This window comes from Bacillota bacterium (assembly GCA_024655925.1).
Lineage (GTDB): Bacteria > Bacillota > DTU025 > DTU025 > JANLFS01 > JANLFS01.
This window is the reverse complement of the sequence record JANLFS010000045.1, coordinates 1-4051: the sequence shown is the minus strand read 5'-3', so window position 1 is coordinate 4051 and position 4051 is coordinate 1. Positions and strand designations below refer to the sequence as shown.

The window sequence follows — 4051 nt, the reverse complement described above, 5'->3', positions numbered from 1 at the left end:
TGTTCACCCTTCGGAACAAAGGAATGCCCAGTATGAGGGGGGGCGGCCGCGGGGACCTGCACGTGCGCGTGAATGTCGTGACTCCGACCCGGCTTTCCGAGCGTGAGCGGGAGTTGCTTCGGGAACTCGCTGCGGTCCGGACGGGCGAGCCTCAGGATGCAGGGAAGAGCATATTCCAGCGAATCAGGGACAAATGGGAGAGACGAGCGTGAGCCGCAAGTCCGCCTCTATCTGGGCCGAGGTCTCCGTGCTGGTTGCGGACGAGGATGCTGAGCAGGTGGCAGAGGTATTCCGAGAAGCTGGGGCCGGTGGGGTCGCGTTCACCGGCCCTTCTGTGCTTGCGGAAGGGGCGGCATCCAATCCTTTGGCATCATTCGATCTTTCCGGAGTTGAGACAGCCGGACCCACTCGAGTCTTTGCCTACTTTCCGGTAAACGACACGCTCGGTGAGAAAGTCCGGCTCATAGAGGAAGGGCTCGCCTGGGTGTTTGCCGGAAGGCCGGACCACAAGAAACCCGAAGTCACCCTCACAAGAGTTGAGGCGCAGGACTGGAACCGCTCGTGGCGGGAGCACTACAAACCAGAACGAGTCGGAAAGAGAGTTGTAGTCGTTCCCACTTGGACTCATTACACTCCCCTTCCATGCGACATCGTAGTCCTGTTGGATCCGGGAGAGGCCTTCGGGACAGGGCAGCACGAGAGCACGAAAGGCTGCGTCCTGGCTTTGGAATCTCGTGTCTGTGAGGGCCTTTCAGTTCTGGACGTCGGGACGGGCTCGGGCATCCTGTCCATCGTCGCGGCCAAGCTGGGGGCCTGTCGGGTCGTGGGCATCGACGTGGATCCTGTCGCAGTCGAGACCGCCCGGGCCAACGCCCTGGCCAACGGGGTCAAGGAGCGCGTGACCATAGAGGAAGGAAACCTCGTGGAAGGCATCTCGGCTCGGTTCGATGTTGTGGTCTGCAATATCCTGCCTGAAGTAGTCCGGTCACTCATACCTGACCTCTCAAGGGTCCTTGCGCCGGGCGGCGCTTTTGTCTCTGGGGGCTTCACAGTCCAGCACGAGCAGGGCTTGACCGACGCTCTGGCCCGGGAGGGCCATTCGCCGGTTGACCGGATTCAGATCGGCGACTGGGTAACCCTAGTCTCGGAGGCGCGGACATGCACAAGTTCTTCGTGACTGCGGAGGCCGTGTCCGGGGGGCTCATCACCATCTCCGGGCCGGACGCAAGGCACATACGCACGGTCCTGAGGCTCGGCGTGGGAGACGGAATTCTCATAACGGATGGGGCAGGCACCGAGCACGTGTCGAGGATCTGCCGGTTTGCTCAGGGGGCAGTTTTCGCCAGGATCGAGGCAACGGCGCACCCGGTCCGGGAGCCAAAGGTGCCCCTCCAGCTCATTCAGGCCCTCCCAAAGTCCGACAAGATGGACTTCGTGGTGCAGAAGTGCACAGAGATAGGAGTGTCGAGGTTCGTCCCTGTCATCACGGACCGCACGATCCCCCGGCCGGACGCCTCCCGTGCAGTGGACCGCGTCGCCCGGTGGAGACGGGTGGCAGGGGAGGCCGCGAAGCAATGCGGGCGCGGGAGGATCCCAGATGTCGAGCCCATCACGGACCTCGCGAACGCCGCACGGTCGTGCACCCAGGCAGGCGGGTTGCTTCTTCTCCCGTGGGAACTCGAACGGACGCGAACACTCCGCCACGCTCTGGACACCCTGGACCCCGAAAGCAGACCATCCGTGTCCTTTGCCGTCGGTCCTGAGGGAGGGTTCTCCCACAGTGAGGTCGAGGCGGCCTGTGATCTCGGAGCTGTCACAGTTACCCTCGGCCATCGCATCCTACGGACCGAGACCGCTGGCATTGTCATGGCGTCCATCATCCTGTACCACATGGGCGAGATCGGGTGTTGACACAGAGCCTGTGCCGGTGTAAAATGGGCCCAGATATACCCCCCCACCCTATAGGGCGGTCCGCATGTTTCGGGGTCTTGCTCACCCGGACGCAAAGAAGGATTGGGGCGACATACGTGGAACCTGAAAGAGCGGAGAGAACCGACATCCTCCAGCGGCTCAGAACCATAAGAGGGCACGTAGCGGGGATCGAGCGGATGGTTGAAGGAGGCCGCGACTGGGAACAGGTCCTCTCGCAGCTTTCGGCTGTCCGAGCATCAGTCGACAAGGTACAGCGAGAGGTGATTGCAGCCCACGCCGCTGAGCGCGGTGCGCTGGTTTCCGCGGGGGAGTCAGACGCTGGGGATGAACTGGCGCAGGTTGTCAACACTATCCTCAGGTTTCTCTAGAGCTCGTTCGGGAGCGTGCTTGAAAGGGAGGATCATCCATGTCGATGAATTTGGTCGGTAAGCCTGTCGAACTGACAGACGCCAATTTTGATGCGGAGATCGGGAAGTTCTCCGGGGTGAGTGTGGTGGACTTCTGGGCAGCATGGTGCGGGCCTTGCAGGATGCAGGGACCGATAATCGACCAACTGGCGTCGGCCTATAAGGACGGGACGGTCAAGGTCGGAAAGGTGAACGTGGACGAGAATGCTCAGGTTGCCAGCCAGTTAGGTATGCTCATGATGCCGAACTGGCTGGCAACCTGAGCATACCTACCTTGATCATATTCAAGAACGGGCGGCCGGTCGACAAGATGGTGGGTGTAACGCCTTTGCCTGCGCTCAAGCAGAGAGTCGAGAAGGCTTTGGCCAGCTGATCGCCTCGGGTGACTAGAGCAAGTGCAGATTCCTCATGTGCAGCCTCTGGTTCAGCAGGAATTACGTGAGTATGCGAGAATTACCCAGGAGCAGTACGCTGCTGAGCAAGGCATACGCGAAAGGAGGCGAATGACATGAAGAAGGCACTTGCTCTCAGGGTTGTGGCGGTTGTTGCCATGCTGCTCCTAGCTAGTACGCTGAGTGGGTGTATCGCTTCAAAGCTCGTGATGGAGGTCAAGGAGCCCTTACTGGTTTGCACGCAGAATGAGCCCATTGTCGGGACGTTGGTCATAACGGCCAAAGGCATCGCGGGTGGAGTGTACAACAAGCTCATAGTCGAGTTCAAGGATGGCGCAGGTGACGTCATAGAAGCTGCCACCCAGGAGGCGAATGTCCAGGTTTTTGTCAGCCCATTCAACTCACCCGTGGAGGTGGACATCTCCGAGTCCGTAGTCGCCCCCGTTGAGCTGTGGGACAGTGAAGGCAACTTCCAGGCTGTAACCGCGAAGTTCACCCTTCCAGCCCCGTCGACTTTCCTCAAGACACTGACGGCGGAGGTGGACGTGGGCCCAGTGCCCCCCCCCAGTGGTCTCCAGTGACTGACAGGAATCTGGCGAACCCCAGGCCCTCGGGCTCACCGCCCGCGGGCCTTTCGCGTTCACGCCTCATTGTGTATCATAGAGCAGTAGGAAGCTGGTATGGAGGCCGGTAGCACCCGGCCGGCAACAGGCTCTATTGCGGAGAGGGAGGCTTGGCCGTGATCCAGGTAAGGTCGATGGTGCGCGCTGGGGTGATCGCTGGGGCCTACGTTGCCTTATGTCTGCTTCTGGCCCCGTTCTCGTATAAGGTAGTCCAGGTGCGCGTCGCGGAGAGCCTGACCGTACTGCCCATCCTGTGGGCTGAGGCCGTGCCGGGCTTGGCGGTGGGGGTGCTCGTAGCGAACTTCGTCGGCCCGTTTGGCTGGGTGGACGTGATATTCGGGACGCTCGCGACTCTCCTCGCGGCGGTCTTGACCCGCAAGTATCGCAGGTCCTGGGTGGCTTACGCGTTCCCCATCGTTGTGAATGGGGTGGTGGTCGGGGGGTACCTGCCGTTCATCTCCGGGCTCGCCATCCACACCTGGACAGTCCCTGCGGCCATGGCTAGCGTGGCGGCGGGTGAGGCCGTAGCGGTCATCCTGTTCGGTGTCCCCCTCGTTCACGCTCTTCGCAGGATGCTGGCCCCTCGGTGATTCGGTGGCGCCTGGCACATGACGGCGCGCTTGTCCACAGGCAATGTCTTAGTGTCTGAGTCAAGAAGAAGTGGGGACTTCTCCTTTCCTCGAATCGGTTGCGCCTA

General features: G+C 61.2%; 6 protein-coding genes and 1 pseudogene. All 7 read left to right on the top strand.

Going from position 1 to position 4051, the window contains the following annotated elements; genetic code table 11:
• Nucleotides 1-212 (top strand): molecular chaperone DnaJ (locus NUW23_08470; protein MCR4426203.1); only part of this gene is annotated, 212 nt, incomplete at its 5' end.
• Complete coding sequence (gene prmA, locus NUW23_08465; protein MCR4426202.1) at nucleotides 209-1177, top strand: 50S ribosomal protein L11 methyltransferase; 969 nt, start codon at nucleotides 209-211, stop codon at nucleotides 1175-1177. The genes NUW23_08470 and prmA, both read left to right, overlap by 4 nt.
• Entirely contained in the window at nucleotides 1159-1911 is a 753-nt protein-coding gene (locus NUW23_08460) for a 16S rRNA (uracil(1498)-N(3))-methyltransferase (GenBank protein ID MCR4426201.1), read from the top strand. Before prmA ends, NUW23_08460 begins: the two co-directional genes overlap by 19 nt.
• Before the next feature lie 116 nt (nucleotides 1912-2027).
• Entirely contained in the window at nucleotides 2028-2300 is a 273-nt protein-coding gene (locus NUW23_08455; GenBank protein MCR4426200.1) for a metal-sensitive transcriptional regulator, read from the top strand.
• A gap of 44 nt (nucleotides 2301-2344) precedes the next feature.
• Nucleotides 2345-2712 (top strand): annotated as a pseudogene (locus NUW23_08450) (thioredoxin domain-containing protein).
• A gap of 135 nt (nucleotides 2713-2847) precedes the next feature.
• Nucleotides 2848-3312, top strand: coding sequence for a hypothetical protein (locus tag NUW23_08445; GenBank protein MCR4426199.1), 465 nt, complete (start codon nucleotides 2848-2850; stop codon nucleotides 3310-3312).
• Nucleotides 3313-3470: 158 nt separating this feature from the next.
• Nucleotides 3471-3944: a QueT transporter family protein gene (locus tag NUW23_08440; GenBank protein ID MCR4426198.1), complete on the top strand. Its 474-nt coding sequence runs from the start codon at nucleotides 3471-3473 to the stop codon at nucleotides 3942-3944.
• Nucleotides 3945-4051 lie beyond the last annotated feature (107 nt).